Below are 25,048 nucleotides of genomic sequence, written 5' to 3'. Positions count from 1 at the left end.
GTGGCTCATGGTTGGTATGCCTCGGCGATTTTCAGCACGGTCTGGTAAGGCTCCGGATCATTGCGGTTGCTGAGCAGGATTACCGTGAAGTGCTGCTTCGGCCAGCGCACGATCACGTTGCGGAAGCCGATGCTCTCGCCCGAATGCCACAGCGTGTCCCCGGTAATGCGCCAGCCGAAACCGTAGGACGCCTCGTAGGGTTCACCGGTCACTTTGACGTGCGGACTGAATGCCAGCTTGCGCGAGGCGTCGCTGAGCAACCGGTCGTCGTACAGCGCGGCATCCCACTTGGCCAGGTCTTCGATGGATGAATAGATGCCGCCGTCACCGCGCGTGGCGCTGGTCGAGCTCTGGTCGGTGCGCGTCCACTTGCCGTGTCCCTCGCTGTACCCGTAAGCGCGATTGGGCACTTGTGGGCCGCGCTGGTGCTCGTAAAGCAGCGTATGGCTCATGCCCAGCGGATCGAAGATGCGCTGCTTGAGGAAGGCCGGCAGGGTCATGTGCGAGGCGCGCTCGATCACCAGGCCCAGCAGCACATAGCCGGTATTGCTGTAGCGGTAACCCCTGCCGGGGGCGAAGTAATGCCTGTCGTCGGCGGACAGCCAGCGCAGCACGTCGGCGTCGCTGACCTGACCGGTGAAATCGGCGGGGATCAGGTCCTCGTAGTCGGTGAGGCCGCCGCTGTGGTCGAGCAGGTTTTCGAGGGTGACATCGGCGTCGCCCGCGGGCAGGGTGGGCAGCCACTGGCGGATCGAATCCTGCAACTGCAGCTTGCCGTCCTGGTGCAACAACAGGATGGCCGCGGCGATGAACTGCTTGGTCACCGAGGCCAGGCGATAGTCGGTCGCGGGCGAGGCCGCCACCTGCTGTTCCAGATTGGCCATGCCGTAGCCGCGGCTGACCAGCGGCTTGCCGTCCTTGAGGATAAGCAGCGACGCGCCGGGCACGTCGGTGCCCTGATAGCGCTGCATCAGCTGGTCGACTTGCGCGGTTCGCGTGTCTGCCGTGGCGCACCCGCCGAGCATGCTGACGAGGACCAGGCTGATGAGTAGTTTGTGCATGAGCTGTGTTCCTCTGAACCTGTAGAGCGCACCCTGTACGCGATGCTTTTGTCGTGTGTACCAGGCGGGCTGCGTCCGCCGTTCGCGCACAGGGTGCGCTCCTACAGGCGGCTAATGGCTAATCATTTGATCGGGACGTCGTAGATCGTGTTGGGGGTGGGTTCGGGTTGCAGCGTGTAGTGCCACCACTCCATCGGGTAATTGTGGAAGCCTTCGCGCTGCATGGCCGCGCGCAGAAGCAGGCGGTTGGCGTGCTGTGCCGGCGTGGCCGCCGGCGCGTCGGTGTGCGCCAGCGTGCCGAAATAATCGAAATGCGTACCCATGTCGAGCGGCTGGCAATGCGTGCCACGTGCGTTGCACTGCATCATCGTGAGGTCGACCGTGGCGCCGCGGCTGTGGCCGGATACCGAGGCGATGTACGTGCCCAGCAGCGTGCTCTTGTCGATCAGCGGATAGTGCGCGGCCTTGGTGCGCCGGTCGGACAGATCATGCGCCCAGCGCACGAAGTCGGCTACGGCGCGCGCCGGGCGGTAGCAGTCGAAAAGCTTCAGGCGCTGATGGTGGTGACGCAGCTCGTGCTCCACCCGCGCCAGCGCTTCCGCAACGGGTTTCAGCAGCAGGCATTTTGCCGCTGCGTAACCGTCCACCGGTGCCCCGACGAAGTTGTCGCTGCCGGCGTACTTGATGTCTTCGGCGATGTCCGGCACCAGGCTGCGGATGTCGACCAGGTTGGCGGCCGCGGCGGTGTTCGCGGGCGACAAGGCAGGGTGGACTTGTGCGTGGATGCTGCCGATGCAAACACAGAGCAGGACGGCGAACGCGATTTTCCTTCCCCCGCGTGCGGGGGAAGGGGCCCGGAGGGCGGATGGGGGCACGCCGCGCACAGAAGCCCCCCATCCGCCTTCGGCACCTTCCCCTGCGAGCGGGGGAAGGGAATGGCGTGCAAGAGCGCTTCTCATGGGCAGTCACCGACGCGTTTGAACGCGAGGTCCTCGTAGTCGTAGCTGAAGTCGGCGTCGGGATCGACCTTGGCCATGCGCATGTCGTTGCCGGAAGTTGCTGGAAAACGCAGCCAGGCTTCGGCGTCGCCGTGGTCCCAGTGGACCAGGTAGTGCTGCCCCACGCGCATCACCTGGCCGCTCAGGCTCGGCGATTTGGCTGACGAAAAGCGCACGCCGTGGTCGCGCGCGCAGACGGAGACATCGCCGAACCAGGGGTCGCGCCACACCCCAAGGTTGGCGGCCAGTTCGGCGTCGGTGGCGGGTCGGCGCGAGGAGGTGTCGGGGACGCGCGAGGTGTGGCGTACCTGCTCATCGCGTGCCAGTTCGTCGGCGTAGCTGGCCACGCTGCGTGCCTTGCCCGGTGCGGTGAAATGTTTCAGCAAGACTTCGTTCAACACGCTGCGCGCGTCCTCGGCCTCGGCGTTGATGAGAAAGACGAATCCGCTGCGACGGTCCGGCAGCAAGGTCACTGCCGAATACATGCCGGACAGGGTGCCGGTGTGCGACACCGTGAGTTCGCCGTCGACATCGGCGATGCGCCAGCCGTAGCCATAGGCGTAGAAGCGCGTGCCGTCCCATGCTCGGCGACGCGCGGAGATCGGCATCGGCGTGTACGGCGTCCATTCCTTCTGTCGCTGTGCGGGCGACAGCCATTGCAGCTGCGCAGGTGTGGGCGCCAGCCAGTTGCGCGCCCAGGCGAGCATGTCGCGCAGGCTGCAGCGCACGCCGCCGGCGGCGTCCATGGTGGTGGGATGGATGACCGGTCCGTCGGCATCGATGACCACGTTGCCGCCGTCGCGGCGCGCGTGTGGTTGCGCCACGTTGCCGACCTGGTCGCGGTTCCAGGTGCCGATCTGGCATCGGCTCATGCCCAGCGGCTCGAATATCTCGCGGCGCAGCAGTTGTGCATACGGTGCGCCGCCGGCCGCGGCAGCCACTTCACCGGCCACCACGTAGAGCAGGTTGTCGTAGGCGTAGCCGGCGCGGAAGCTGTAGGCGGGCTTGATGTATTTCAGGCCGGCGATGATGTCCTGGCGCGTGAAGTGATTGGGTTGCGGCCACAGCATCAGGTCGCCGCCGCCTTCGGGCAGGCCGCTGTGATGCACCAGCAGGTCGCCGACCTGCATGTTGCGGGTGACCCAGGGGTCATGCATCGCGAAGGCGGGCAGATACTTCTGCACCGGATCGTCCCAGCGCAGCTTGCCCTGTTGCACCAGCCGCGCCAGCACGGTGGCGGTCATCGCCTTGCTGTTGGAGGCGATCTTGAACAGCGTATCGGGATTGATCTTTTGTCCCTTGTCCGCCAGCTCGCCGACACCGCGCGCGTAGACCACCTTGCCGTCGTCGATCACGCCCACGGCGATGCCGGGCAGGTGATAGCGGGCGACGACGGCGTCGACGACCTTGTCGTAATGGGTGTTGGCGACTTCAGTGGCGGCTGCAGGTGCTGTTTGCGCTATCAGGCACGCGATACCGAGCAGTGAAACGGCGACGCGAAACATCCCCGTCTTCCCAGCGAAAGCTGGGACCCAGCGCTTTGGCGCTCCGGCAAAATCCGGGAGGCACTGGACCCCAGCTTTCGCTGGGGTAACGGGAAGGGAAGGTGGGTGGCGACCAGGATCGTCGATCCTCCGTGACCCATCCGACTGCTCAGTGCTGAGCATCGCGCTCCACCTCACGCCACACGCGGAGCAGGTTGCCGCCCCAGATCTTGGCGATGTCGGCATCGCTGAATCCGCGCTTGCGCAGGGCCGCGGTGACATTGCGCGTCTGCGAGGCATCGGCCCAGCCGGTGATGCCGCCGCCGCCGTCGAAATCCGAGGCGATGCCGACGTGGTCGATACCGGCGACCTTCACCATGTGCTGGATCTGGTCCATGTAGTCGTCCAGCGTGGCCAGCGGGAACTTCTTCTGGATCTCGGCCATGCCCGCGGCCATTTCCGGCCGGTAGTCGTCGCTGTCGCTGTCGTATTCCTTCTCGCCAGCCTGCTTCGCCACGGCCGCCTGCAGCTTTTTTTCCGCCGCTTCGCGGCCGGGGTCTTTTTTCAGGAATTCCTTGTACGCCACCGCCTGGATCACGCCGCCCTTGGCCGCGATCGCGCGCAGCAGATCGTCGGGAAGGTTGCGTGGGTGGTCGAGCACGGCGCGTGCACCCGAATGCGAGGCCAGCAGCGGAGCCTTGGAAACCTTCAGCGCGTCGCGCACGCAGTTGTCCGACGCGTGCGAAATATCCACCATGATGCCGAGCCGGTTCGCGCGCTCAACCACGCTGCGGCCGAACTCGCTCATGCCTTTGTCGCCTGGACTGTTCATCGCCGGCTCGCCGTGCTCGGTGTCGGGCAGCGAGCTGCTGCACAGGTCGTTGTTGCCGACGTGGACCAGGCCGACGTAGCGCGCGCCGCGATCGTAGGCGGCATCGAGTCGATGCAGGTCATGCGCCAGCGAGTAGCTGTTCTCGATGCCGATCATCGCCGACAGCAAACCGGCACGGTGATTGGCCATGACCTGGTCCGGCGTGGTGGCCAGGCGGATGCGGTCGGGATAGTCCATCAGCATGCGGCCGATGGCGTCATATTTCTGTTCGGCCTGGCCCACGGACTTGGCATAGCCTTCCGCGGTCAACGGGCCTTGCGGCACCCAGATCACGAAGAAGGCGGCGTTCAAGCTGCCGCGCTTCATTTTCGGCAGGTCGACCAGCAGGCGCGTTTCCTTGCCCACGTCGAATTGCGGTTTGGCCATGTAGTCGAACGGAATGTCGACATGGGTGTCGATGGTGATCGGCGGATCCTGTGCTGCCCGAGCGGACAGTGCGGTGCTGGCGGTCAAGGCAGCCAGCATGGCGACGCGGAGGATACTGTTCATAGGGTCTCCCAATGTTTGGCCGGCCGTTCGCCGGCAATCATTTCCTCGAAGTGCTGGCGCCGTCGCACCACGGTGTAGCGGCCGTTCTGCACCATCACTTCGGCGGCAAGCGGGCGCGAGTTGTAGGTGGACGCCATCGATGCACCGTACGCGCCGGTGGCCTTGATCAGCAACAGGTCGCCGGCTTCACACCGGGGCAACTCGCGGTCGCGCGCGAAGGTGTCGCCGGTTTCACACACCGGGCCGACGATATCGTAGGTCGTCATGGGCCGCCCCTGGTCGACGACCGGAACGATGTCGTGCCACGCCTCGTAAAGACTGGGTCGCAGCAGGTCGTTCATGGCCGCGTCCAGTACCAGAAACTGCCGCTCCACGCCCGCTTTGATGCGTACGACACGGGTCAGCAGGACGCCGGCTTCGGCGATCAGCCAACGGCCGGGCTCCAGCAGCAGGCGGCCCTCATAGCCGGCCAGGGTCTCGCGGATCACGCCTGCATAGTCGGTGGCGGCTGGCGGATGGTCCACGCCAGCGCGATAGCACACGCCCAGCCCGCCACCAAGATCGATGCTGCGGATCGGGTGGCCGGCCTGTTCCAGTTCGCGCCAGAACGCCGCGACGCGCCGGAAGGCGAGGCGGAACGGATCGAGGCTGAGGATCTGCGAGCCGATGTGCACGTGCAATCCGTCGAGCTGTACATGGCGCAGCGATTTGCGTGCCGCGAACCAGCGGCGCGCTTCGTCGATGCTGACGCCGAACTTGTTTTCCGACTTGCCGGTGGAAATCTTCGCGTGGGTCTGTGCATCCACGTCCGGATTGATGCGCACGGCCGCTCGTGCCATCACGCCCTGCGCCGCGGCCACCCGTTGCAGGGTGAGCAGCTCGTCGTGCGATTCGACGTTGAAGCGCTGGATGCCCACGTTCAATGCACCGGCCATCTCGTCGGCGTTCTTGCCGACCCCGGAAAACACGATCTGCGCGGCCGGGATGCCGGCGTGCAGCGCGCGCCGCAGTTCGCCGACCGAGACGATGTCGGCGCCGACGCCGGCTTGCGCCATCAGCTGCAGGATGGCGAGGTTGGCATTGGCCTTGACCGCGAAGCAGATGCCGGCGTCCAGTCCCGCGAGCGCCAGTTGCAGCGTCTGGATCCTGTGCCGCAGCGCGCCTGCCGAATAGACATGCAGGGGCGTACCCTCACGCTGCGCGAGGGTGGTCAGGTCAATGCCGTCGCATGCTCCTCCGACGATGGAGGCTTGCTGTTCTTGCATGCTGCGTCCCGAAAAAAAGCGGCGACCCGACCAGCGGGCCGCCTGGGGAGGAAAACCAGCTATCAGTAGTTGTAGGTCACGACCAGCTGCGTGTAGCGCGGCGACTGCCACACCGTCCCCTGCCCGAAATAGGGCATGGGGTTGCCGGGCGTGCTCTCGTAGCGGGAGTGCACGTTGATCGTGGTCTGGCGGTTGAGCAGGTTGTACACCGACAGTCGCGCCTTCAGGTCGACGCCTTTCACCGGCAGCGTCCAGGTCACGTTGGCGCCCACGTTCCAGTACCACGGCATGCGGCCGAATGCGCCGCGCGGACTGTAGGTGAGCTGCCGGGTCGACCAGTCGGAGCAATCGTTCGTCGGCGAGTTCGTGCACAGCCAGCCCGATCCGCCGCCGCTGTATTCGCTGGGTCCGCCGGCGCTGCGTCGGTCGTTGGGCCAGACCACGCCGAAGGCGGTGATCGGCCCGCCGGAATGGGCGAAGACGGTCGACCCGAAGCTCCACATGTCGTTGAGCTTGTAGCTGCCACGCAGCTTGATCTGATGGCGATAATCATTGAACAGGACACCGTAGCGTTCGTTCACGGCCGGATGGTCGTAGTACTGCACCAGATTGGTGTCGTTGTAGCCGGTATCGGAGTTCACCGGGCCTTCGATGTTGCCCTCGCTCTTGGACCAGATGTAGCTGGCGTTGAAGGCCCACTTGCCATCCCATGCGCGATCAAGTTGCAACTCGACCGCCTTGTAGGTGCGCCGCGGCTTCTTGTAGCCCATGATGGCGCCGCTGCCCAGGGCCTTGTAGCCATCCTTGGACGAGTCGAAGCTGACCCAGTTGTCGGTATCCGGGCACCACAAGGTCACCGTTTCGCCCGGGTTGATGATGGGCCAGTCGCCGGAATACCAGCCGCAGCCCTCGACGTGGTTGATGCGTGCGTCTTCCACGGCGCGGGTCATTTTGCGGTAGGTCACGTTCACGCCGTACGACCATGCCTGGTTGATCGCCTGCTGGAAACCGACGATGTACTCGTCCTGGAACACCTGCTTGAGGTCGCGGGACACAGCCGTGCGCACGTCGTCGGGCGCGGGGACGTTTCCGCTGGTGTTGACCGGGCCGAGTTGGGCGCCGAGATCGGGGAAGAGGTAGGTATTGCCGTTGACCGGGTCGGTCTTCTGGATCCAGCCATTGAGCGCGTAGTAGGTGTGCTCGTCGGTGGTGCCACCGCCGAAATAGTCGGTGAGCTTGTTGGTCAGCGGGATGTAGTAGCGTCCCGCATTGCCGAACAGCTTGGTGGTGCCGTCGCCCTTCACGTCCCAGCTGAAACCGAGGCGCGGCGAGATCATGTCGCCGAAGTCGGCCTTGGCGAAGGTCGCGCCCGACGCCAGCTTGTTGTGGAACTTGTCGGCGCGAATACCCAGGTTCAGGAGCAGGTTGGGCGTGACGCTCCAGTTGTCCTCCACGTAGAACGCCTGTGCCTTCGTGCTGACCGGGGCACCGGTGATGTAGTGGCGCGCGTCGATGATCGCGGTGACGCCGGCGGGAATCACCGCGTCGTTGGGCAGCACGCCGCCGGGCGTGGCGGCCTGCGCCTGGTAACTCACCCCGTCGCCCGGATAGATCCTCGAGCTGTCCGAATCCATGATTTCCTGGTCGACGCCGAAGCGCACCAGGTGATCGCCAAGCGTCCACTCGAAGTCGAGGCGCGTGGCCTTGCGCTTGTCGAAGCGGCTGCTGACGCTGCTGTTGGTGGGGTGGCAGCCCTCCTGCATGGTGGCTGGTCCGAACGCGGCCGTGTAGCTGCCCGAGCGCGTGACAATGCTGCAGTCGGCGTCCCAGGGGCTGCCGCCCGTGTCGCTGCGCTTGTTGATGCCATACATCGCCTTGGCCACGAAATTCTCGCCAAAGTGACCGGTGTAGGTGAGCGATCCGTTGTCGCCGCCGGAGCCCGAATCGCTTTCACCCAGTTTGTCACCGAACTTGGCGCTGTCCCAGTCGTAGTCGTAATTGGCGGTGGTCGAGTCGGCCTTGTCGGAGAACGCGAGCAGCTCCAGCAGGTGGTTGTCGTTGATGTGCCAGTCAAGCTTGGCACCCCAGAAGTCGTTCTTGCTGGTGGTCTTCCACGCTTCGGATGTGTCGATGTCCTGCGGTCGCGAATCGCGCCGCTCGTACATGCCGAAGAAGAACAGCTTGTCTTTCACGATGGGGCCGGAGGCCCACACGTTGGCCTTGTAGAACGGGCTCTTGTCACGGCTGGTACGGTCCCTTTCGTCGAGAGTGCCGTCGGAATGGAAGTGGTCCTTCTGCGCCGACGCCCACGCCGATGGTTCCAGCGTCACCTGGGCGCCAGCATGGAATTCGTTGCCGCCGGAACGGGTCACGGCGTTGATGACGCCGCCCGTGCTGCGGCCGAATTCCGCCGAATAACCGCCGGTCTTGACCTGGAACTCCTCGAAGAAGGCGAACGGTACCGTGGAAAAGCCCTGGCGACGATACGGATCGGTGACGTCCAGACCATTGATGTAGACGACGTTCTCGGCCACCGAAGAACCGCCGAAGGTGAGGCCACCGAAGGTGGCGCCCGAAGCCACCACACCCGGCGCCAGCAAGGCGACCGAACCGAGGCTCTGGTCCACCGGCAGCCGTGCCAGTTCCTCGCGCGTGATGTTGGTCGCCGATTCGGTGGAGTACACGTCAACGCGGTTGATCACCCGCGAACCCACGACCTGGACCGATTCGAGGTTGGTCACGTTGCCGCTGCTGCCAAGGTTGACCGTGGTGGTGCCACCCAGGGCCACGCCCACGGGAACCGGTGCACCGATGGGTTGGCCGCCGCGCGAAATCTGCAGCGTGTAATCACCCACGGCCAGCTGGCCGACTCGATAGGTGCCGTCGGCGTTGACCACGACCGAGCGAGCCTGGCCGGTCGCGGTATTGGTGATGGTGATCTGTGCACCGGGATCGGCACGTCCAGCCACGGCACCGGTGACGGCCTGGGCCAGTACGGGGCCTGTGGCCAGCGACCCCAGGCCAAGGCCCAGCGCCATGCAGAGGACGGTTCTGCGCAGTTTGCGGGTATTGCTCATTTGCCCATCTCCCCCATCGACCTCGTCGATGCCGTGATTGTGAAAAGCTGCCGGTTAGTCGTTGCTGCGTCCCTGCGCCGCCGGCAGGATCTGCCAGTCGAAGTCGTAGTCCAGTTGATCGAAATAGATGTTGCCGCCGTCCCATTCCGCCTCGCCGCGCTGCGAGTCCACGTTGTCCGAGCGGAACTGCCGTTTGGCCGGCTGGAACGGCTGGCCGTAGTCGCTGTTGAAGGCCACGCGGTACTCGTCGAGTCCGCCGAGGTAGAACCATTCCAGTGCCGCGTCATCCGAAGGCGACGGCTGCAGGCGGCCGGTGGTGACATCCATCGGCACCCAGCCGTAGGGCGCCAGGTACAGGAAACCCCAGTCATGGATGTTGCTGTAGCGGCTGCCGTCGTCGGAGAACACCATGCCCGACTGCCAGCGCGCGGGAATCCCGTTGAGCCGGAGCAAGGTCATCAACAGCAGGGTCTGCTGGCCGCAGTCCGCGTGGCCGGCGTGCAGCGCGTAGTCACTGATATTGCTGATCGTCGAGTATTCGCGGGCACCGGCCCAGGGAATCCGGTCGACGGCGGCGAACAGCTTCTGCGCGATGCGATAGGGGTTCGTCTCGTCGCCCACCACCTTGCGCGAGAACGCACGCATGGCGTCGGTGAACACGATGTGCGGCGCGCGCTCGGCCACGAACGGCGCCAGCTCCGGCGTGATCGCCGGGCGCGTGACACGCGCGGGATCGATCGCGTGGTATTGCGCGTACTGGGTCAGCTCCCAGGTAACCGAGAACACGGTTTTCCGGCCGGCGACCGCCGGCTTCTCGAAGTAGATGGTGCGCTGGGCAGCCGAGGTGGGCGCGATGAAATGCTGCGCCGGCAGGCTGGCTACGTAGCGGATGTCTTCCTGCTGGCCGGGCACGTCCTGCGGGTAGGGAATCCATGCGCGCACGATTTCTCCGGCCGGTACCGCATCGGCCGCGACGGTCAATGTCTGGGTCATGCGCAGCCGGCGCGGCAGCACGCTGCTGTGCTGTTGGGCCAGCGCAGTCTTGTAGACCGTGCGCTGGTGATCGTTCAACCTTTCCATCGGGCCTTCGACGAGCGGTGTCTGCACCGCGCGGCGCGCCAACGCCTCGCTGCTGAGTCGGAACAGGTTGCCCGACGCGCGCTTGAAATAGAGCGTCTTGCCGTCGATGAGCTGATGCTCGAACAGACCAGCCGCGTTCCACCTGGCGAACTCGGCATCGGTGAGGTCGGGAATCTGCTTGCGTACCCGCGCCTTGACGTCGTCGAGCGTGAGCGTGAAGTCGAGCAGGATGCGACGCATGCGTTCGCGCTGGAACGAAAGTTCGCGTCGTCTGTCGGCAGACAGTCCGGGTTGCCCCAGCGCGGTGCTGATTGCGGCCTCGGCCGCCTTGAAGTGGCCGGCGTCGATCTTCGCGGCGATGGTGATGCTGGCGTCCTGGCCGGCGATGGCGACGGGTGCGGTGAGGAGCAAGAGGAACAGACATGCAGCGAGACCCAGGCCTCGATGCAGGCGGCGCACTTTCGCCCTGGGCAGCAGCATGTCCATCGACAAACGTCTCCGCATTGATTCCCGCTGAGTGGCTGTGTAACACGCTTGCAAATGCTGGTCAATAATTTATGCTTCAATCAAACAATCCAAGAATCAGCTATTCCTTGCTGGCCACGACCGGCCAGCCTGCGGACGCTCCACAAGGGGACCCATGTGATCCAGACGGTCTGGCCCTATCTGGCGGTGATGTTGCTCGCGGCCGGGATTTTTCCGGCGCTGGAGCGGCGTTTCGGCTGGAAGATTTTCTCGATCATGCCGCCGATCGTGATGACCTATCTGCTGGTGACGGCGCTGGCGGCGACGGGGTTGTGGCAGGTCAACGAGCCGATCCGCACGGCGCAGTCCACGCTGATCGCGCAGCTGGTGCCGGCGCTGTTGTTCCTGCTGATGATCGATTGCGACCTGCGCGCGATCTTCGCGCTGGGGCCACGCGTGCTCGGGGTGTTCGTGTCCGTGACGGTGAGCCTGTTCATCGCCTTTCTCACCACCTTCATGATTTTCCGGCACTGGCTGCCGGGCGATTCGTGGCAGCCGCTGGCGGCCTTGTCCGGCAGTTGGGTCGGTGGCACGGCGAACATGATCGCGGTGAAACAGGCCATCGGCATGCCCGACCCGCTGTTGGCGTTTTCGCTGCTCACCGATGCGCTGTGCTACTCGATGTGGGTGGCCGTGCTCTTCGCCGTGGCCAGGCTGGCGCCGTCGTTCAATCGTTGGACCCGAGCGCAGTCCAGCGCGGAAAAGATGATCGCCGAGCCGCGTACCCAGGGCGCGACGACGCCGGAAGCCGCATTGCTCTGGCTTGGACTGGCGTTGTTCGCCGCGGCGATCGCACACTGGGGCGCCGCGTTGCTGCCCACCTCGAGCATGCTGACCGGTACGACCTGGTCGATCCTGCTGGCAACGGCGCTGGGGCTGGTCGTGGCGCACACGCCGCTAGGTCGCTATCCCGGCGCCGGGACCATTTCCGGGACGCTGCTGGTGGCGGTGGTGGCGGTGCTGGCATCGCAGAGCAGCTTCCAGGGTATTGGCGAGGCGCCGCTGTACATACTTTGTGGCCTCTGCGTGATATCGATCCACGCCTTGCTGCTGATCGGTGCGGCGCGCCTGTTCCATTTCGACCTGTATCTGTGCGGCATCGCGTCGCTGGCGCATATTGGCGGGGTGGCGGCCACCCCGATCCTGGCGGCCAGTTATTCTCGTTCGCTGGTGCCGGTCGGCATTCTGCTGGCGCTGCTCGGCTATATCGTGGGCACCGGCTTCGGCCTGCTGGTGGCGTCGATCATGTCGTCACTGGCGGTCGGGTGAGCCAGAGGGAAGGGCGTGCGTTCCATGCAAGCAAAGGTGATTGCCATGCGTAACTCGATACTTGTCGTTGCGGTGCTGGGCTGGTTTGTCGGCGGAGTGCCCATGCAGGCGCGCGCTGCCGACACCTTGCCGATCCCTGCGCACGGGGTGATCGGTGTCGAGCAGGCCCAGCTCACTCCGCAGTTCTGGATCTCGCGGCTGCAGCACGGCGATCGCGTGATCATGGATGCGGCGGCGGTTGCCGCCTACGACGCCCGCGTGGTGCGCACGGACCCGCAGGTGTACGACCTGCGCGCGCTGCCGGCCACGCTGGACGGCAAGCAGGTCGAGGGCTGGATCCGCCAGCTCTCGCGGAGACCGGCCTCGCCGCGCTACGACGTCGAAGGCAAGCCGGTGCCCGATGCCGTGCTGGACGGGTTGCTGGACAACCTGGCGCTGGACCGGATTCCCGCGCACCAGGCGGTGCGCCACGGCCTGGTGGTGCATCGCGCCGCGTTGCGCGCCTTCCCGACCACGCTGCGTGTATTCAGCGAGCGTGGCGACACCGACATCGACCGTTTCCAGGAAAGCGCCATGTTCCCCGGCACGCCGGTGGCGATACTGCACGAGAGCCGCGACGGCCAGTGGTGGTTTGTCGAGGCGCCGCGCTATCGCGCCTGGGTGCAAAAGAAATACATCGCCATCGGCAACGCGCAGCAGGTGTTCGCCTACGTCGACAAGACGCCCTGGCTGGTGGTGACCGGAGCCACCGCGCATACCGTGTTCACGCGCGAGCAGCCGGCCGTTTCGCAGTTGCAACTGGACATGGGAACGCGCGTGCCGGTGTTGCCGGACTGGCCGGACGACAAGCCGGTGAATGGGCAGGGGCCCTACGCGGCGCATGTCATCGAACTGCCGATCCGTCATGCGGACGGCTCGCTGGGCTTCAGCCACGCCCTGCTGCAGAACAACACCGATACCCGCAACGACTACCTGCCGCTGACCCAAGCCAACATCATCGGCCAGGCCTTCAAATTTCTCGGCGAACGCTACGGTTGGGGGCATGCCTATGACGGGCGCGACTGCAGCGGTTTCGTCTCCGACGTGTATCGCAGCATGGGCATCGTGATGCCGCGCAACACCAGCGCGCAGGCGGTCAGTCCGGCCGCCGACCACACCAGCTTCGACAAGTCATCGACCGCCGCCGAGCGCATGCGTGCGGTGCACAACCTCGAAGTGGGCGACCTGATCTACATCCCCGGCCACGTGATGATGGTGATCGGGCGCCTGCATGGCCAGCCTTACGTGATTCACGATGTGCTTGGCGCCAGCTTCCGTGACGCCGACGGCCACATGCGGCGCGTCAAGCTCAACAGCGTGGCGGTGACGCCGCTGTTGCCGCTGATGTTCAACGACCACCAGACATTCGTCGATCGCATGACCAGCATCGTGCGCATCCGTCCACAGGGAAACTGACCCGCATGAAAATCACCGAGATCAAGTACGCCATGCTGCGGGTGCCGCTGAAGACCCCGTTCAAGACCGCCTTGCGCGCGATCGAGCAGGTCGAGGACATCGTGATCATGGTGCACACCGACAGCGGCCAGGTCGGCTACGGCGCCGCGCCGGCCACGGCAGTCATCACCGGCGACACGCATGGCTCGATCATCGATGCGATCCGCCACTACATCGAACCGCGTCTGATCGGCGAGGATGTGGCTGACCTCAATCGCATCGTGCAGTTGATCCAGGGCGCGATGGAAAGGAACTCCAGCGCCAAGGCCGCGGTGGAGATCGCCCTGTACGACCTGTGGGGGCAGCTCTACGACGCCCCGCTGTACAAGCTGCTCGGCGGCGGCGATCCGGTGATCACCACCGACATCACCATCAGCGTGGATTACATCGACAAGATGGTGGCCGACTCGATCGCCGCGGTGGAGCGGGGTTTCGAGTCGCTGAAGATCAAGGTGGGCAAGGACATCGGTGTGGACATCGAGCGTGTCCGGGCGATCCATGCCGCGGTGGAAAATCGTGCCTTGCTGCGGCTGGATGCCAACCAGGGCTGGACCGCCAAGCAGGCCGTATACGCGCTGCAGACGCTGGAGGATGCCGGGGTCAAGCTGGAACTGGTCGAACAGCCGGTGAAGGCGCGCGACCTGGAGGGCATGCGCTACGTCACCGAGCGCGTGCACACGCCGATCATGGCCGACGAAAGCGTGTTCGGCCCGATGCAGGTGATCGACCTGATCCGCATGCGCGCGGCCGACATCATCAATATCAAGCTGATGAAGACCGGCGGCATTTCCAACGCCATCCGCATCGCCGACATCGCCGGCATGTACGGCATCGAATGCATGATCGGCTGTATGCTCGAAGGCAGCATCAGCGTGGCCGCCGCGGTGCATGTGGCCGTGGCCAAGGCCAGCGTGATCACCAAGGTCGACCTGGATGGCCCGTCGTTGTGCAGCTTCAATCCGGTGCAGGGCGGCGTGGTCTTCAACGAGTCGGAAATTACCGTGCACGACGCACCCGGGCTCGGCATTCGAAAGATCGAAGGGCTGGAACCGATTGCGGTCTGACCAAGGGCACGCCGATGGAAACGGAATCTGCGATCTACATGTCGCCACTGGTAAAAATTCGCTCCGAACGCGACAGCATGTCGGCGATCGAACGCCGCATCGCGGACTTCATCCTCGACAACACGCAGTTGCTGCGCGACTACTCCTCGCAGCAGCTGGCCAACGCCGTGGGCATCAGCCAGTCCAGCGTGGTGAAGTTCAGCCAGAAGCTGGGATTCAAGGGCTATCCCGACCTGAAATACTCGGTAGGCGAAGCGGTGGCGCGCGCCGACAACGGCAGCTCGCCGGCGCCTGCCGCCACTGCCGGCGATGACACGCCCGGCCAGCGCGCCGGCACCTTGTGGCGACGCAAGTCGCAGGCGGAGGAGGCCACGCGGCTGATCAATCCGCCGGAAACCATCGATGCCGTGGCCGCCGCCATCGACCACGCCGACAAGGTGTTCATCATCGGCCTGGGTCGCGACGACATCCACTCGCGCGCTGCGGCGCTGCGATTGTCGATGCTGGGCATCCTCACGTTGCACAACTTCGATACCGCGCACATGATCGCCAGCATCTCGGCAGCCAGTCCCGGCGACGTGCTGCTGATGTTTTCCGAGCACGGCACGCAACCGACACTGTGCGAGATCAGCCGCTACTTCCGTGAGTCCGGCGGCAAGGTGATCACGGTGACGCGGCACACTTCCAATCCGCTGCGCGCGCATGCGGACATCTCGTTGCTGGTTTCGGCGCACGATGACCGGGTGCATATCGAGCCGCTGCTCTACCACTCGGCACTTCAGCACCTGATGGATGGCGTATTCGTGCTGCTGTGCGAGCGCAATGCCGAGCGCAGCGCGCAGCTCAAGGCCAACCTCGATCGCATCCATCCGACGGTGGAATCGTGAAGCGATTGCGCGCGGATTCGTTCCGCATCCAGACCCGCTTCGATACCTGTGCCACGCACCGTACAAACATTTCATCTGCCGAGTCCGCCATGTCTGCATCCCCTACCCCTCGTGCTCACCTGCGTCCGCGTCGCTGGCTTGGCGTGATTGCCGCGGTGTTTGCCGCCCAGGCAGCCTGGGCCGCCGCCACGGGCAGCGATCCGTCGGCATCCTGGCAGGATGCGCAGCAGATGGTGCTGGTCACGGTTCCGGATTGGCAAAGCACCCAGGGGACGCTGCGCACCTACGCGCGTGACGGCGAGAGTTGGCGCGAAGTCGGTCAGGCGCATCCGGTGGTGATCGGTCACGGCGGCGCCGGCTGGGGTCTGGGTCTGCAGCCGGCACAGGCTGAAGGCCCGCACAAGAAGGAAGGCGATGGTCGCAGCCCCGCTGGCGTGTTCCGCATCGGCAGCGCGTTCGGTTACGCAGCCAGTGCGAGTACGGGCCTCGAGTATCGCGCGATGAAGGCCTCGGACTGGTGCGTCGATGTCAGTGGCTCGCCACATTACAACCGTCTGGTCGATGCCAACGCGGTCGGTGCCGCCGCCGTCGAAGGTGCTACCGAGCCGATGCGCCGCGACCTGCATTTTCATGGCGACCAGCGCTACCGGGAAGGCTTCGTGATCGAACACAACTGGCAGCAGGCACCGATGGGCGGCAGCTGCATCTTCGGTCACTTGTGGAAGACGCCGAACTCGACCACGACCGGCTGCACTGCGATGGCGCCCGCGACGATGACCTCGCTGCTGGCCTGGCTGGACGCGCGCCGTCATCCCGTGTTCGTGTTGCTGCCACAGGCGCAATACCTGCGGCTGCGCCATGACTGGAAGCTCCCCGTCGTGGATACCCATCGATGAGTTTGACCGCGCGGGTGCTGACCGGTCTGGCCCTCGGCGCCATCATCGGACTCGCCCTGGCCTGGTACGACGCCGATCTCGCGCTGCGGGTGGCCGATGTGACCCAGCCGGTCGGGCGGTTGTGGTTGAACGGCTTGCAGATGACGGTAGTTCCGCTGGTGCTGGCCCTGGTGGTGGTGGGCGTCAACACGGCCAGTGACGCGGCGGCGTCGGGGCGCGTGGCGCGCCGCTCGATCGTGGTCTTCATCGTGCTGCTGACCGGCGGCGCGCTGCTTACCGCGGCACTGGCGCCTGCGTTGCTGTCGCTGGTGCCGCACGATCCGGAGCTGGCCACGGCGTTGCACAAGGCCACGGCGGGCAGCGCGACCGCTGCCGCGCCGGTGGGCTGGGCGCAATGGTTCAGCGGCATCGTGCCGGACAACGTGATCGCCTCCGCCGCGCAAAGCGCGATGCTGCCGCTGGTGGTCTTCGCGCTGTTCTTCGGCTTCGCGTTGACGCGCATCGAAGCGGCGCGGCGCGCGCTGTTAGTGAATTTCTTCCAGGCGATTGCCGACGCGATGATCGTGGTGGTGCGCTGGGTGTTGTGGGCTGCGCCGGTAGGCGTGTTTGCGTTGATCCTGTCGGTGTGCGCACGCGCGGGGCTGAGCATGCTCAGCGCGCTGGGTGTGTACATCGGGCTTGAGATCACCATGTACATCCTGGTCGCCGTATTGATGTTGCCGGTGGCGGTGCTGTGGGGCGGCGAGAACCTGCGTCGATTCGTGGCGGCGCTGACCCCGCCGCAGGTGGTTGCGGCCAGCACGCAGTCGTCGCTGGCTTCGCTGCCGGCGATGCTGGAAAGCGCCGACCGCCGCCTCGGCTATCCGCAGCAGGTCACCGCGCTGGCGCTGCCGTTGGCGGTGACCTTGTTCCGCATCACCAGTCCGATCCAGTACGTGGCCTCGGCCTGCTTCATCGCGTGGGCGTTCGGTATCGACGTGGACGCCGCGCATCTGTTCGCAGGCGCGGCCCTGGCCGTGGTGATCAGCCTGGGCTCGGTGGGGCTGCCGGGTCAGGTCAGTTTCATGGCGACCAACCTGCCGGTGACCCAGGCGATGGGGCTGCCGGTCGGACCGCTGGGCCTGATGCTCGCGGTCGACACCATTCCCGACGTATTCGCCACCGTCGGCAACGTCACGGCTGACATGACGGCCACCAGCGTGGTGGCGCGCCAGTCGCGACGTGACAGCGCAAGAGTGCAGACATGACCGAAGCGGATGTGATCGTGATCGGTGCCGGCATGGCCGGTGCTTCGGTGGCCTATTTCCTCGCACCGCATGCGCGCGTGCTGGTGCTCGAGCGCGAGCCGTACGCGGGCATGCATTCGACCGGGCGTTCCGCGGCATTGTTCAGCGAGACCTACGGCACGGCGCAGGTGCGCGCGCTGACCCGCGCCACGCGGCCGTTCCTGGCCGCACCGCCGGAAGGCTTCGCGGCGCAACCGATCCTCGAACCGCGCGGCGCCACCATCATCGGCCGCGCCATCGATGCTGACGGCGTGCGCGCGTTGTACGAGGCCATCGTGCCGTTCAGTTCCGATATCGAGCTGCATGACGCGGCCCGTTTGCACGCAGCGGTGCCGGTATTGCGGCCCGAATTTGCACAGATCGGTCTGCACGAGCCCGGTGCTGCCGATATCGACGTGAACGAATTGCACCAGGGATTCCTGCGCGGCTTGCGGGCACGTGGCGGCGCGTTGCGCGTCGATGTGTCGATTGCGGCGATAACGCGCCACGCGGGCGGCTGGGAGATCGATGCGGGCGGTGAAACATTCCGCGCACCACTGCTGCTCAATGCGGCCGGTGCCTGGGTCGATCAGGTGGCGACATTGGCCGGGGTGGCCCCGCTCGACATCACGCCGAAGCGCCGTTCCGCGTTCGTCTTCGATCCGCCCGAAGAGCAGGCTACGGCGCGCTGGCCGTTCGTCACCGACTTCGCGGAAACCTTCTATTTCAAGCCGGACGCCGGGCTGCTGCTTGGTTCATGCGCGAACGCCGACCCGGTGCAGCCGCACGACGTGCAGCCGGAGGAATACGACATCGCGCTGGGCATCCACCGTATCGAGGAAGCCACCCGCATGACGATACGTCGACCCCGGCGCACCTGGGCCGGTCTGCGCTCTTTCGTCGCCGATGGTGGTCTGGTCGGCGGTTTCGCGCCCGATGCGCCGGGCTTCTTCTGGGTCGCCGCGCAAGGTGGCTACGGCATCCAGACCAGCGCCGCGATGGGCGAGGCCTGCGCGCATCTGGCACTGGGGCTGCCGCTGCCGACACCGCTGGTCGATGCGGGCGTGACCGCGGAGCTGCTGGCGCCACGCGGCTGACATGCGCGTGGCGCGTTGAAGCGTCGGGAACGAAAGCGCGACCGGTGCGACCGAGGATCAGTAACCTGCCGCCAGGCCGGCCGGTCGACGCGGGTCGTTGGCGCCTTCGAGCAGGCCGGTCTTCGGATTGATCAGGATCGCCTCGACCGCGCCGCCGCTGAAGCGTTTGAAGGTGTAGCCCATCGCCTCCAGCGTCTGCTGCGACTCGGGCGTGAGCAGCCCCTTGCCCGCGTAAACGACATCCGGATACCACTGGTGGTGCAGCCGGGGCGCGTTGACGGCCTGCTGCATGTTCATGCCGAAATCGACCACGTTGATGATGCTGCCCAGCGTGGACGAGATGATGGTGGCGCTGCCGGGGCTTCCGGTCAGGATGAACGGCTTGCCGTCGCGCAGCACGATGGTCGGCGTCATCGAGCTCAACGGGCGCTTGCCCGGCTCGACCTGGTTGATCACGCCCTGGACCAGACCGGCGCCATTGGCCACGCCCGGCTTGCCGGTGAAGTCGTCCATTTCGTCGTTGAGGAAGAAACCGGTGTTGCCGGCAATCTGCTTGTTGCCGAACAGAAAGTTGATGGTGTAGGTGACGGCGACGGCGTTGCCGTCCTTGTCGACCACCGAGTAGTGCGTGGTGTGATTGCCTTCGGGCGCGCCGAGGCTGCCCTTCACCTCCGACGATGGCGTCGCCTTGTCCGGAAGAATGCTGGAGCGCAGTTTGGCCGCGTGCTCGGCCGAAAGCAGCGTGTCGATCGGGTTGTGCACGAAGGCCGGATCACCCAGGTAGGTGTTGCGGTCGGCGAAGGCGCGGCGCTCGGCCTCCACCACGTAGTGCACATGATTGACCGAGCCGTAGCCCCAACGGGCCAGCGGATAGGGTTTGATGATCTGCAGGATCAGGCACAAGGTGGTGCCGCCGGAACTCGGTGGTGGCGCCGAGACGACGGTGTAGCCGCGGTACTCGCACTGGATCGGTTTGTCCCATTGCGCGGTGTAGTCGGCAAAGTCGCCCAGCGCAAGGATGCCGCCATTGGCGTCGCTTGCCTTGACCACGGCGTGGGCGATCGGTCCCTCGTAGAACGCCTTGGTGCCGCCCTTGGCGATCAGCTCCAGCGTGTGCGCCAGGTCCTTCTGCACCAGCCGCTCGCCGACCTTGAACGGCTTGCCCTTGTTGAGGAAGATCGCCGCCACGTTGGCATGTTTGGCAAAATCCTCGCTGCGCGAGGCAAGACTGTCGACGTCACCTTGCTGCAGCACGAAGCCATCGCGCGCCAGCTTGATCGCCGGTGCGATGACTTGTTGCAGCGACATCGTGCCGTAGGCTTTCAGCGCGGTGGCGAAACCCATCACCGTGCCCGGCACGCCCACCCCGAGATAGGTGTCGGTACTGCGTCCTTCGACCACGTTGCCATCGGCATCCTGGAACATGGTCGGCGTGGCCTTTGCGGGCGCCTTCTCGCGAAAATTGAGGAACAGGTTGCGGCCATCCTTGAGGTGGATGGTCATGAACCCGCCGCCGCCGATATTGCCGCAGCACGGATGCACCACGGCTTCGGCAAACCCGACCGCCACGGCCGCGTCTACCGCATTGCCGCCGCGCTTGAGGATGTCCACGCCGACCATCGTGGCCAGATGCTGCGCGCTGACCACCATCGCATGCCTGGCGGTCACCGGCCTGGCGCGTTGCAACGCTTCCCGGGTGTTGGCGGGCTCGTGGCCGGTCTCGTCAGGATTGACGTCCTGGGCCCAGGCCAGCGCGCTGGAGGCGGCCAGCATGGCCGCCAGGGCGATCCGCATCCATTTCATCGATTTGCGATGCAACAGCCGGTTCGTGACGAGCCCGGCATCGGCTCGCGTCGTATCTTGATCTGACATGGATTCAAGCTCCACAGAAGTTGGGACAAGCATAGTGGCTGCCTGCCAGGAAGCGGCAGCAAAGCAGATCCGCGCCGACCGCGACCATTCCTACAAACCCGCCGCCAGCCCAGCCGGTCGACGACGATCGTTGGCACCTTCCAGCACTCCGCTGTGCGGGTTGATCATGATGGCTTCGTCGGCACCGATGGAGTCGAGCACCTCGAAGGTGTGGCGCATCTTCTCCAGCGTCTGACGTGTCTGCGACGTCATCAGTCCTGGTTCGACGAAGATGACCTGCGGATACCATTGCTGATGCATGCGCGGCGCGTTGATCGATTGCTGCAGGTTCATGCCGAAGTCGATCACGTTGACGATGCTCAGCATGGTGGTGGAGATGATCGTGCCATCACCCGGGCTGCCGGTCAGCATGAACAGCTTGCCGTCGCGCAGCACCAGGGTGGGTGTCATCGAACTCAGCGGGCGCTTGCCCGGCTCGATCTGGTTGATCACGCCGGTGACCAGCCCGGCCTTGTTCGGCACGCCGGGTTTGGCGGTGAAGTCGTCCATCTCGTCGTTGAGGAAGAAACCAGTATCGCCGGCGATCTGCTTGATGCCGAAATAGGAATTGACGGTGTAGGTGACCGCGACGCCGTTGCCATCCTTGTCGACCACCGAATAGTGGGTGGTGTGCTGCCCTTCGGGTGAACCGAGGCTGCCCTTGATCTCGGAGGAGGGTGTGGCCTTGTCGGCCTGGATGGTCGCGCGCACCTTGTCCACATGTGCGGGCGCGAGCAGCTCGTCGATCGGGTTGTGCACGAACGCCGGGTCGCCCAGGTATGTGTTGCGGTCAGCAAACGCGCGGCGCTCCGCCTCGGCGATGTAATGCACGCTGTTGACCGAGCCGTAACCCCATTGCGCCAACGGATAAGGCTTGATGAGCTGCAGGATCAGGCACACCGTGGTGCCGCCGGAACTTGGCGGCGGCGCCGAAACCACGGTGTAGCCGCGGTACTCGCAGGTGACCGGCTTCTCCCATTGCGCGGTGTAGTCGGCGAAGTCGCGCATCGACAGGATGCCGCCGTTGGCGTCGCTGGCCTTGACCAGGGCGGCAGCGATGGGGCCCTTGTAGAACGCATCCGTACCGCCTTCGGCGATCAGCTTCAGGGTCTTCGCGAGCTGTTTCTGCACCAGCCGCTGGCCGACCACGAATGGCTTGCCGTCATTCAGGAAAATTGCCGCCACGTTGGGGTGTTTGGCGAAAGTCTCGGTGCCCTCGTTGAGGATCTCGACATCCTGCTGTTCGAGCAGGTAGCCCTCGCTGGCCAGTTTGATCGCCGGCGCCATGACCTGCTTCAGCGTCATCGTGCCGTAGGTTTTCAGCGCGGTGTTCAGCCCCATCACCGTGCCTGGTACGCCCACCCCGAGATACGTCGTCGTGCTGCGGCCTTCGACCACGTTGCCGTCGGCGTCCTGGAACAGGGTCGGCGTGGCCTTCAGCGGCGCCTTTTCGCGAAAATTGAGGAATAAGTTGTGGCCGTCCTTGAGGTGGATGTTCATGAATCCGCCGCCGCCGATATTTCCGCAGCAGGGATGGACCACGGCCTCCGCATAACCCACGGCTACCGCCGCATCCACCGCGTTGCCACCCTGCTTGAGAATCTCCACGCCAGCCATGGTGGCCAGGTGTTGCGCACTGACCACCATCGCGTGTCTGGCGACCATCGAAGCCGAACTGTCCAGCATGGCGCGGGTACTGGCCGGCGCATTGGCATACGCCGCAGGCGCGGGCGGCGGTGCGTCCGTGGCCCAGACGGCCACGCCGAACGTCGAGGCAGCCAGCGCCAACACCCACAGACAGCACGGGCGGATACTGCGGTGTGCAGATCGACGGGAAGCCGACGTTGCCAACGCGTGCGTTGCGTTTCGGTTGGACACAGGCTCACCCTCCACGGTAATGCGTTTGAGCATAGTCGCAGCCAGTCGAGCGGCACCAATGAAAAGACACTCGCCTGGCATAACCGGTGGTTGTAGTGGTATTTCCACACCGGTCGTCGCCTCGCGCTTTTCGTGGGCGGTGCACGTCTGCCTGCGTTGGCGCGAACGAAGACCGGCTTCAGTCACCCCAGAATCCCGGCGCGGGCGGCAGCAGCGAGCCGGACTGTCGGCGCACGCCATCCGGATAGTCATTCTGCAGCCAGAACGGTCCATCCAGATCGACGAAGGCTGCTTCGCGTGCGATCTCCAGCGCCGGCGCAATCCCAAGCGAGGAGCACACCATGCAGCCGACCATGATCTTGAAGCCTGCGTTGCGCGCCTCGCGGAGCAGGTGCCAGGCCTCGGTCAGTCCGCCGGTCTTGTCCAGCTTGATGTTGACGGCCTGGTAGCGACCGCGCAGTCGCGGCAGATCCTGCGTCACATGACAGGCCTCGTCGGCGCAGATCGGGATGCAGCTGGAGAAGCCCAGCAGGGCGTCGTCGGCATCGGCGGGCAGCGGTTGTTCCAGCAGGTCGACACCGGTGCGTTCCAGCGTCGCCTGCATGTCACGCAGCAGCTCGATGTTCCAGCTTTCGTTGGGATCGACGATGAGGCGGGCGCGGGGCGCCGCGTGTCGTACGGCCTCGATTCGCGCGGCCGGGTCGTCGGCATCGACCTTGATCTTGATCAAGATCGCGTCGGCGAGACGGGCCGCGGCCTGTCCCATGCGCTCGGGCGTATCGATGCCGATGGTCATCGCGGTGACCAGCGCGGATCGCCGCGGGCGCGCGAGCCCGCGCCAGACGGGCACGCCGCTGAGTTGCGATTCCAGATCCCACAGCGCCGCGTCCAGCGCGTTGCGTGCGGCACCTGCCGGTAGCTGTGCCTGCAGTTCGTCGCGTCCCATGCCAGCCGCGAGCTGCGGACGCAACTGCTCCATCTGCTCCATCACCGATGCCACGCATTCGCCATAGCGTGCGTAGGGAACAGCTTCGCCGCGCCCGGTCTTGTCGCCCTGGCCTATTTCGACGGTCACCACGTCGGCGTTGTGCTTGACGCCGCGTGATATGCGAAAAGGCGCCGCCAACGGGAAGCGGCTCTCCGTGATGGTCAGCTGGCGAAGCATGCGAGCAGGTTGTCCACGATGGCTTCGACGCCCATCGTCACTGGGTCCTCGCAGGGCAGTTCGAGCAGGTCGCTGATCTGGCGGCAGGCAGTCGCGGCAGCGGAGGCGGAAAGATTGGACGTGTTGAGCGCCACGCCAACCGCCTTGACCGTCGGATTGGTCAGCTGGGCGGCAACGAGGTTGGCTTGCAGGCAGCGTTTGAGCTCGGGCAGCGGATAGGCGGGCAGGCCGCGCATGTGCTGCCGGGTCGGTTCGTGGCACAACACCAGCGCATCGGGTTGGGAGCCATGCAGCAAGCCGAGCGAGACGCCGGCATAGGAAGGATGGAACAGCGAGCCCTGGCCCTCGATCAGATCCCAACCGCCGTCGAGGCGGGCCGGCGAAATCCATTCGGCCGCGCCGCTGATGAAGTCCGCGATCACTGCATCGATCGGCACGCCCGATCCGGCCACGAGAATGCCGGTTTGCCCGGTGGCGCGGAAGTCGGCGGTCAGGCCACGCTGGCGCATGCAGCGTTCGATGGCCAGCGAGGTATACATCTTGCCGACCGAGCAATCCGTGCCCACCGTGAGCAGTCGTCGACCGCCGCGCGGCCGACCATTGCCGACCGGAATGCCCGGCATCGGATCGCGCGCATCGAACAGCATGCGACCATGGCGTCGGGCCGCGGCCACGATCTCCGGGTTCTCGCGCAGCTTCTGGTGCAGCCCCGCCGCCACGTTGAGGCCGGCCTCGATCGCGGCGACGGCGTCGGCGACGATCTCGGGCGACATCACGCCGCCGGCATTGGCGGCACCGATCACCATGGTGTTCGCGCCCGCATTGCGGGCCTGGGCCATGCTCATCTCGGGCAAGCCGAGGGTCGGCTTGCAGTCGCGTCGACGGAACTGGCCCACGCACCAATCCGGACGCCAGTAGGCCAGTCCCCTGGCCGTCTTGATGGCCAGATCGTCGCCCGCGCTGCCCAGGTAAAGCAGGTACGGCGGCCCCCAGTGACCGGGTTGCGCGGCATTGCTTGGATCAGACATGAAATGCGTACTCCGTCGGGCACCCATTCGCCCGTCACGATTGGGCGTCGAGCATAGTGAGCGATGGGCGCGTGGCACCAATGAAAAGACCGACACCTGGCATAACTGCGGGTTGTGGCAAGTGCCTGCCTGCGCATTCCACCTGGTGCGCCGACGCCGACCGGTTGCCTCCGGGCAGGTCCTGTGCTGCACTCGGCTGCAGTCGCGTTGCGACCCAAGGGGT

Annotated in this window: 18 protein-coding genes; 7 read left to right on the top strand and 11 right to left on the bottom strand. The window is 65.4% G+C overall.

The features are described from left to right. Nucleotides 1-5 precede the first annotated feature (5 nt). The 7 genes from AC0L58_RS13665 to AC0L58_RS13635 form a co-directional block, all read right to left on the bottom strand. Nucleotides 6-1,061 carry a serine hydrolase domain-containing protein gene (locus tag AC0L58_RS13665; protein WP_473684289.1) on the bottom strand — a complete coding sequence of 352 codons (1,056 nt, stop codon included), beginning with the start codon at nt 1,059-1,061 and terminating at the stop codon, nt 6-8. A 122-nt stretch (nt 1,062-1,183) separates the two neighbouring features. After that, on the bottom strand, nt 1,184-1,870 hold the full coding sequence (locus tag AC0L58_RS13660; RefSeq protein WP_473688739.1) for a M15 family metallopeptidase: 687 nt from the start codon (nt 1,868-1,870) through the stop codon (nt 1,184-1,186). A 146-nt stretch (nt 1,871-2,016) separates the two neighbouring features. After that, on the bottom strand, nt 2,017-3,564 hold the full coding sequence (locus tag AC0L58_RS13655; protein ID WP_473684287.1) for a serine hydrolase domain-containing protein: 1,548 nt from the start codon (nt 3,562-3,564) through the stop codon (nt 2,017-2,019). A 148-nt stretch (nt 3,565-3,712) separates the two neighbouring features. Then, nucleotides 3,713-4,924: a dipeptidase gene (locus AC0L58_RS13650; RefSeq protein WP_473684285.1), complete on the bottom strand. Its 1,212-nt coding sequence runs from the start codon at nt 4,922-4,924 to the stop codon at nt 3,713-3,715. Beyond that, complete coding sequence (gene lysA, locus AC0L58_RS13645) at nt 4,921-6,189, bottom strand: diaminopimelate decarboxylase (RefSeq protein ID WP_473684284.1); 1,269 nt, start codon at nt 6,187-6,189, stop codon at nt 4,921-4,923. Before lysA ends, AC0L58_RS13650 begins: the two co-directional genes overlap by 4 nt. A gap of 62 nt (nt 6,190-6,251) precedes the next feature. Beyond that, a complete protein-coding gene (locus tag AC0L58_RS13640) occupies nt 6,252-9,266 on the bottom strand; it encodes a TonB-dependent receptor (RefSeq protein WP_473684282.1) in 3,015 nt (1,004 codons plus the stop codon). Nucleotides 9,267-9,320: 54 nt separating this feature from the next. After that, nucleotides 9,321-10,832 carry a transglutaminase-like domain-containing protein gene (locus tag AC0L58_RS13635; RefSeq protein WP_473684280.1) on the bottom strand — a complete coding sequence of 504 codons (1,512 nt, stop codon included), beginning with the start codon at nt 10,830-10,832 and terminating at the stop codon, nt 9,321-9,323. Between the two features lie 156 nt (nt 10,833-10,988). On the opposite strand from AC0L58_RS13635, the gene AC0L58_RS13630 reads away from it, so the two are divergent. From AC0L58_RS13630 to AC0L58_RS13600, 7 genes are all read left to right on the top strand, one after another. Beyond that, nucleotides 10,989-12,140: a DUF819 family protein gene (locus tag AC0L58_RS13630; protein WP_473688737.1), complete on the top strand. Its 1,152-nt coding sequence runs from the start codon at nt 10,989-10,991 to the stop codon at nt 12,138-12,140. A 45-nt stretch (nt 12,141-12,185) separates the two neighbouring features. Further along, nucleotides 12,186-13,595, top strand: a complete 1,410-nt coding sequence (locus AC0L58_RS13625) for a C40 family peptidase (protein WP_473684278.1) — start codon at nt 12,186-12,188, stop codon at nt 13,593-13,595. Nucleotides 13,596-13,600: 5 nt separating this feature from the next. Further along, on the top strand, nt 13,601-14,698 hold the full coding sequence (locus AC0L58_RS13620) for a dipeptide epimerase (protein ID WP_473684276.1): 1,098 nt from the start codon (nt 13,601-13,603) through the stop codon (nt 14,696-14,698). A gap of 38 nt (nt 14,699-14,736) precedes the next feature. Next, entirely contained in the window at nt 14,737-15,585 is an 849-nt protein-coding gene (locus AC0L58_RS13615) for a MurR/RpiR family transcriptional regulator (protein ID WP_473688735.1), read from the top strand. Between the two features lie 89 nt (nt 15,586-15,674). Next, a complete protein-coding gene (locus AC0L58_RS13610; RefSeq protein WP_473684274.1) occupies nt 15,675-16,481 on the top strand; it encodes a L,D-transpeptidase family protein in 807 nt (268 codons plus the stop codon). Then, complete coding sequence (locus AC0L58_RS13605; RefSeq protein ID WP_473684272.1) at nt 16,478-17,728, top strand: dicarboxylate/amino acid:cation symporter; 1,251 nt, start codon at nt 16,478-16,480, stop codon at nt 17,726-17,728. The genes AC0L58_RS13610 and AC0L58_RS13605 overlap by 4 nt, the downstream gene beginning before the upstream one ends. Continuing rightward, nucleotides 17,725-18,843, top strand: coding sequence for an NAD(P)/FAD-dependent oxidoreductase (locus AC0L58_RS13600; protein WP_473684270.1), 1,119 nt, complete (start codon nt 17,725-17,727; stop codon nt 18,841-18,843). The genes AC0L58_RS13605 and AC0L58_RS13600 overlap by 4 nt, the downstream gene beginning before the upstream one ends. A gap of 57 nt (nt 18,844-18,900) precedes the next feature. Here the strand turns inward: AC0L58_RS13600 and ggt (AC0L58_RS13595) are convergent, their stop codons facing one another. The 4 genes from ggt (AC0L58_RS13595) to dgcN form a co-directional block, all read right to left on the bottom strand. Then, a complete protein-coding gene (gene ggt / locus AC0L58_RS13595) occupies nt 18,901-20,715 on the bottom strand; it encodes a gamma-glutamyltransferase (protein WP_473684268.1) in 1,815 nt (604 codons plus the stop codon). Nucleotides 20,716-20,805: 90 nt separating this feature from the next. After that, nucleotides 20,806-22,545 (bottom strand): gamma-glutamyltransferase, encoded by a 1,740-nt coding sequence (gene ggt / locus AC0L58_RS13590; protein ID WP_473684266.1) that lies wholly within the window; start codon nt 22,543-22,545, stop codon nt 20,806-20,808. A 265-nt stretch (nt 22,546-22,810) separates the two neighbouring features. Then, on the bottom strand, nt 22,811-23,797 hold the full coding sequence (gene dgcA / locus AC0L58_RS13585; RefSeq protein ID WP_473684264.1) for an N-acetyl-D-Glu racemase DgcA: 987 nt from the start codon (nt 23,795-23,797) through the stop codon (nt 22,811-22,813). Beyond that, a complete protein-coding gene (dgcN, locus tag AC0L58_RS13580) occupies nt 23,782-24,825 on the bottom strand; it encodes an N-acetyltransferase DgcN (RefSeq protein ID WP_473684262.1) in 1,044 nt (347 codons plus the stop codon). Before dgcN ends, dgcA begins: the two co-directional genes overlap by 16 nt. Nucleotides 24,826-25,048: the final 223 nt, after the last annotated feature.

It is taken from the genome of Rhodanobacter sp. G2-10 (assembly GCF_055809185.1).
Note: the sequence above shows the minus strand (reverse complement) of the source record. Positions and strands in the feature narration are given on the sequence as shown.